The organism is Ancylomarina euxina (assembly GCF_003863355.1).
Taxonomy (GTDB): Bacteria; Bacteroidota; Bacteroidia; order Bacteroidales; family Marinifilaceae; genus Ancylomarina; species Ancylomarina euxinus.
This window is the reverse complement of sequence record NZ_QQWG01000040.1, coordinates 1-6,113: the sequence shown is the minus strand read 5'-3', so window position 1 is coordinate 6,113 and position 6,113 is coordinate 1. Positions and strand designations below refer to the sequence as shown.

Here is a 6,113-nt window from a genome sequence, read left to right as displayed (position 1 = left end):
AAGTGTAAGCAACTGTTTTTCAATGTCGAATTTCATTCTTCTCTTGACATTGATTCTAAAAAGCAGTAACTTATCCAAGTCTTAGTTAACGATACCAGTCGTTTGAAAGAGCGATCTTTCACGGTAGAACCGCATAAGACTTGAACAATGCCTGGCATTGCCTTTCTTGTCCTTTTACTCCTTAAGGAACTTGCCCCTCCGTTTTGTCTCAGCCTAAAAAAAGAGGGTTTAATCTCTCCTTAAAGATTTTAGTTGTACATAACGGGCTTGCTAAGTTTTCGTGGGCGATTAAAATAGAAATCCTTTCAAATCGCGCGGAAGCAAGCCGCATATATTTGTTTATATTTTTTGCAAACCAAATCTAGGTGGCTTGCTGGTGTTTGTTAATTGAACTAAGCTTTCAAGCTACACATCACCGCCCATGAAATTTAGCTTTTGTTAGGCAACGATTACTTCATCTTCAGTTCGTAATAAAACAGACCACTTTCAGGCTTACTTATTTGCCCTTTCCTTATTAATATATCTGTAGTCTCTGAATAGATAAAATGATACCACCAAATGAAAAATTCTTCAAATGAAGTCTCATTTTCAAATTCTAATGTTTTGTATACGCTAAGTAAATATGGCTTATTTCGTTCTAAAATATTTAATAAGGTTGGTAGAAATATTTCAGGCATTTTATTAACAATAAAGTCCAAGTCACTTTTGCTAAAATAATGAACATTTTTGTTCTCATATGAATTCCATCCTATGTTCGCTTCAGTTCTTGTATTCCCATATACACCAATATAAGTAGAGTCGCTTCTCCATAGTCCTTGATTTCCATAAAGTCTAAAGGGTTCTGTTATTTCACTTGAATCTTTTTCTAAAATTGCTGAATAATATCTTACACCATTCCTTAAAGGCCTCTCTTTCTTTAGAAATTCTTTTTCTACGTTATTAATCTGCGCCATATCTAATATTATATTGCTTAAATAGAAAAATGATAGTTCCTGAAATTCATATCTCCTAGAGACTGACATTTCATGATGCATTTTTTTTACCGTAGAGATTTTGCCAATAAGACTATCAGCTATTTCATTTGCAATTGTACTAGTTTTCTCAATTAGGCGATTTCCTCTTTCGATTGTGAATATCCCTAAATTAGGAGTGTACTTGTTTTCATTTTTCACAAGCAAATTATTCTCTATTAATGATTTAATATTTTTATCGGTTTCTTCTTTATCCCAATTTAATTTGCTTGTAATTTCATTTATTGGAATATCAAAATGAAGAGCCGTTAGAAAAATAAAAAGACTATCCTGACTAATATCAATTTTAGGGTGATTATTCCCTTTTGATATTGTTTTCATTTCAAAAGTTGATTCAATGACACTATCTATATTCCTAGTATTTTCAGTAGTACAACTCGCAAGAATTGAGACTAGTAATAGTAATTTAATAATTTTCATATTTAAGATTTCAATAAGTGTTTGTTTTAATTGTTGCCTAACGGTCTTGCTAAATTTTCGTGGGCGATTTAAAAGAACCAACCTCTCAAAACGCGCGGAAGCAAGCCGCATAAATTTGTTTATATTTTTTGCAAACCAAATCTAGGTGGCTTGCTGGTGTTTCTTAATTCTACTAAACTCTCGAACTGTGCATCAACGCCCATGAAATTTAGCTTTTGTTGTAGGGCGTATGTTCTACTAATATTTAAAGATTGAATCTAAATTTAAGATGTCTTCCTTGAAACAGATATCTATTAATTCAAACCTTAACTCTGATTTATCAATATTTTTATAAAAAAGATTCACAAAACCATAATCCTTATTAAAATAACAAGTTAAACTTGAATCAAAACGTTCATTGATTGACTTACTTGTAATTTTATAGCAATCAATTTCTTTTTCAGAAAATTCGAATTTCACTTTTTCATGACTTTCAATCAAATATATGTACTTCATTATGTCATCAGCTCTCACAGATAAAGATTTGTTTTCCCAATATTTCCCTAAGGCTAATTCCCAATTCCATTCTCGCCCTATTTGGAGTGGAAATTTCACATAAGGGAAAGGAGAATATTCTAAGATAGAAAATTCGTTATACCTTGGAGGATGCATCCAAATTCTCAGTTTGTTTTCAATTACACCTGTTCCAGCTGTCTTTCTAAATATATCGTTCAAGCTAGGTGCCCAATTAACTTTTATTTGATTGAGTGTATCTAACCTCCATGGCGTTCCATAGCATACTAAATACAAATTATTAACACTTATATTTTTCTCACAACTGACATGAGTAACTTTATATGAATAAATAATCTCTTTATTATAAACCAGTTTTGACTCCTTGACAACTTGGCTGAATAACCCAAGTGAAGCCAATTGAAAAAATATTAATATTATCCTCATTGAGTTTAGTTATTTTTAATATGCCCTACAACGGTTACATATATGAAACGTTTGGCATTTCGAAGCACTTTCCTGTCAAGTTACAAGTACTTTTGATACGAGCTAAAACGCTCGATAACCCACTGACTGCCAAATGTTTTATATAAGATGTTAGCGTTTCGTGCATTATTCTTCATAGTTTAAAATCTCAAATCTTTTAGTAGCTTTCTCATCTAACTTAAAATCACTAAGTACTTTCGTCTTGATTTTTAAAAACCTATCCTCATATTTTCTGTCTTGCAAATAAATTGAAAGCAAAAAATAATAATATTTTATATCCGATGGATTTGAATCAACAATCTGTTCTGAAACTCTAACTGCTAAATCTATATTTTTCATCTCAAAACACGTAACACCAAAATTATGTAATTCATTATTGTCATTATATGCATATTTTACAATCCCTTCGTATAGCAACGCTCTAAACTGTTCTGATTCTTTATTATGTTTTTTCTTTTTTAAGAAATCTCCTAGTAATCCCAATAAAGTTGAATAGCGATTCAAGTTGAAGAATTTAATAATTTTATTCAAACTCCTTCTATCAACCTCATTTTTTATTATTGGATTTAGGTATTTCTTAATGGACGTTTTAAATACTCCATCGAAATAATTTAAATATAAGGATTTTAATGGTTTCCTATAAATGCTATAACCATTTGAAAAATACAATTCACTGGAAAATCCTAATGAAAAAACTATTTTCAAGAAATCATTTGAATTAGTTATTTCATTCCTTATTAAGTCAGAAAATTCACTTGCCTCTGATTTAACTTCTATTGTTAAATTTTGTCTAGATTTTATTTCTATTTTATAGATACTCAGTAAGGAATTATAGTAAAGATAAAAGTCTGATTTAATAAGATTAGTTTTTAAAATATCAATAATATTATCGTTGACTTTAGAACATAATTCACCGAATGAATAAATGTATTGTAAATTTAATGGGTGAACCTCTTTATTAATATTGTATGTTTCAAGCAAAATATATAAGAGTGTATCAGGATAGCTAGTTTTGCATTCCAAAAAAAGCTGTAAAATTTTAATTTTATCTTGGTAAGAATTTGTATTTGAAAGTAATATCTGATGAAAGTATTTGTGTGCTTCTCTATAATCAATTGAACTTGTACTTTTCAGAAAACGATTTTTAGTTGTGAAATTTATCTTTTCAATAAGGTTTGAACGAGAAAAACACTCCCAAAAATAATGACGTGCTTCTTCATGTTGTTCTTTACTATCAAGAAGATTAAAATATGTTTGGTAGTTATGTAAGTCATTAACATTCGGGGGAAGGAATTCAGTTTCTGGTATTGAATCTTTTTCGAATGGTTTAACCGGTATTCCTACCAATTTTTGAATTCCATAAGCTCTATCTTTAGGTTCTAAACTAAATGCCTGAAAAACCATTTCTTCACTACAAATCTTTTTATAAGTTTTCTTAATTTGAAGGTAAAAAGATTCTATTTCATCGAAATTAATCGAATCTAAATCGGTTTTTAATGCTGTAATTGAGTTGTTTATATCGATATGTCCACAAGATTTATTTCGAACAGTTCTCAGATTATTCAATTTTTCGTCGAACTTGAAATTATTCAAAAACTCATCAATTATTTCTTTTGCTTTTAAAAACTCTGTTCCTTCAAGCAATTTATCAAGACCATCTTCCTCTTGTTTAGCTCCCGGTGTAATATCCGTTCGAGTAATAAAATTATCACAATAACTAATTAAATCAGTAATTAGAATTTTTTTTATTACATCTAAAATATCCTCATTCCCTTTAGAAATCTTGTATAGCTCAATTGAATATTCGAGTATTATTTCAAGTGATTTTAAAACCCCTGCTTTAACTTGTAATTTTGAACAAGGTATTAATCCACCAGAATTGTACCTAGTTAAAGAAAGTATATCAGAAGAAAAATTGGGATACTTTTCAATATCTAATTCAGAATTAAGTTGTTTAATTTTTTCTTTTAGCTCTTCAGATATTCCGCTAAATATAATTTCTGGGCTATCATAATCCGAGAGAGTACTATATTTGGAATAGATATCAATTGGAATAGATGAGAAAAAATCAGATTTTTCATAATCAATTTGACTCCAAAACTCTAATCGAGAAGCAAAGTCTAATTCTTGAAAATGAGCTCCAAATTTATCACGTTGAGTTTTAAAATACTCTTTATAATACTGTTGAAAAGTGTTTAAATCATTTTTTATTGATTGTTGGTTTAAAGAAGCTTTATTAATAGTGAAAGCAAGTTTTATAAAATCATCTGTCCTTATTGCAACAAACCGAGCAAGACTTCTCTTATAAAAATTTGAGTTTTCAATCTCAAGAATTTTCTTAACAATTAAAATTTCTTTCAGACAATATTTAAGGTGTTTTATCACAATATCTTATGTTTATGTAGAATGTTTCTTTGCATGAACGCTAACGGTCTTGCTAAGTTTTCGTGGGCGATTAAAACAGTTGTCTTATCAAACCGCTAAAAAAGCAAGCCGAGTAAATTTGTTTATATTTCTAAGCAAACCAATTTTAGTGGCTTGCTGGTGTTTCTTAATTGAACTAAGTTTTCAAACTGCTAATCACCGCCCATGAAATTTAGCTTTTGTTATGCATAGTATTATTCAACCCATTCACCTTTTTGTGTGTCTATTCTTAAAAACTTACCGTTATGTGCATTGTAAATTGATTCATTTCTGATATATGTTCCATTGTCTTCAAATATCTCGTTTATAAATTTCCATATTAAGATATTCTCTTTGGCTTCATAAGCCATTTCAGCCTTTAATCTAATATCTTGGTATTTTTTGTTTTGTCTAACTTTCTTTAGAATTTCTGTATACGGAACAAACTCCATGCTGCTTGGGACACCAACAAACCTAGGTAAACCTATATCTTCCAGAATATTACCTTCTATATCTAGTTTTATTTTTGAAGTATACATACCAATACCAGCATCTATGTTGGAATAACAAAAACAAAGAGAGTAAGCAGTCTTTTCATTGATACTTTGTAAATAATCAACATCGATTATTTGACCTCCAATTAGTCTCGTCTTATTATAATCCTTTACGCCAATTCTTTCAATTAAATGTTGCTTAAGCTTATTAGCAATATCTTTCGGAAGATCTTCTAGAGTTCTAGGACATCTAGGATAATAGTTCAAATAAGATCTAGAACTACAACCTTGACTTGAAAAGATAGAGTCAGATCGGTCATAATAATAATCTTCCTTAATTAATTTGACAATTAATGTGTCCCTATTATTTAAGTCTATTTCATGCCAGATTGGTTTATATTTTGTGTAGTTGAAACTAAAATAATATTTTGCATTTGGATCAACATTTCTTATTCTTAACCGTGAAAATCCTTCTTTGTTGGATCCTCCACAATTTTCAAAAGTTGTTTCATTCTTGAAAATTTTAGAATAAATACCGCAAACAGGTTCCTTAGTTTCAGGATTAATAAATCTCACTACAGTTTGTGTTAATCCACTTATAGAGAATAGTAATAATGTACAAAGTAATGTCAGTCTCATGAGTATTATTATATTATGCATAACGTATAGCTGTATGTCGTCTTCGTTGGCGATTTTTAATTTCATCCTGTACATATCGCCAATGCCGACATACAGCATGTTATGTACTTTTATTTTTAAAGCCTTTTTTTATTAACAAGTCTCCCTA

General features: G+C 29.6%; 4 protein-coding genes. All 4 read right to left on the bottom strand.

Features of this window, described 5'->3' with window-relative positions:
- Nucleotides 1–449: 449 nt before the first annotated feature.
- Nucleotides 450–1,451, bottom strand: a complete 1,002-nt coding sequence (locus DWB61_RS17360) for a hypothetical protein (protein WP_125032210.1) — start codon at nt 1,449–1,451, stop codon at nt 450–452.
- A gap of 237 nt (nt 1,452–1,688) precedes the next feature.
- Nucleotides 1,689–2,390 (bottom strand): hypothetical protein, encoded by a 702-nt coding sequence (locus DWB61_RS17355; protein WP_125032209.1) that lies wholly within the window; start codon nt 2,388–2,390, stop codon nt 1,689–1,691.
- A 165-nt stretch (nt 2,391–2,555) separates the two neighbouring features.
- Nucleotides 2,556–4,814: a hypothetical protein gene (locus DWB61_RS17350; protein ID WP_125032208.1), complete on the bottom strand. Its 2,259-nt coding sequence runs from the start codon at nt 4,812–4,814 to the stop codon at nt 2,556–2,558.
- Nucleotides 4,815–5,047: 233 nt separating this feature from the next.
- Complete coding sequence (locus tag DWB61_RS17345) at nt 5,048–5,965, bottom strand: hypothetical protein (RefSeq protein WP_125032207.1); 918 nt, start codon at nt 5,963–5,965, stop codon at nt 5,048–5,050.
- Nucleotides 5,966–6,113 lie beyond the last annotated feature (148 nt).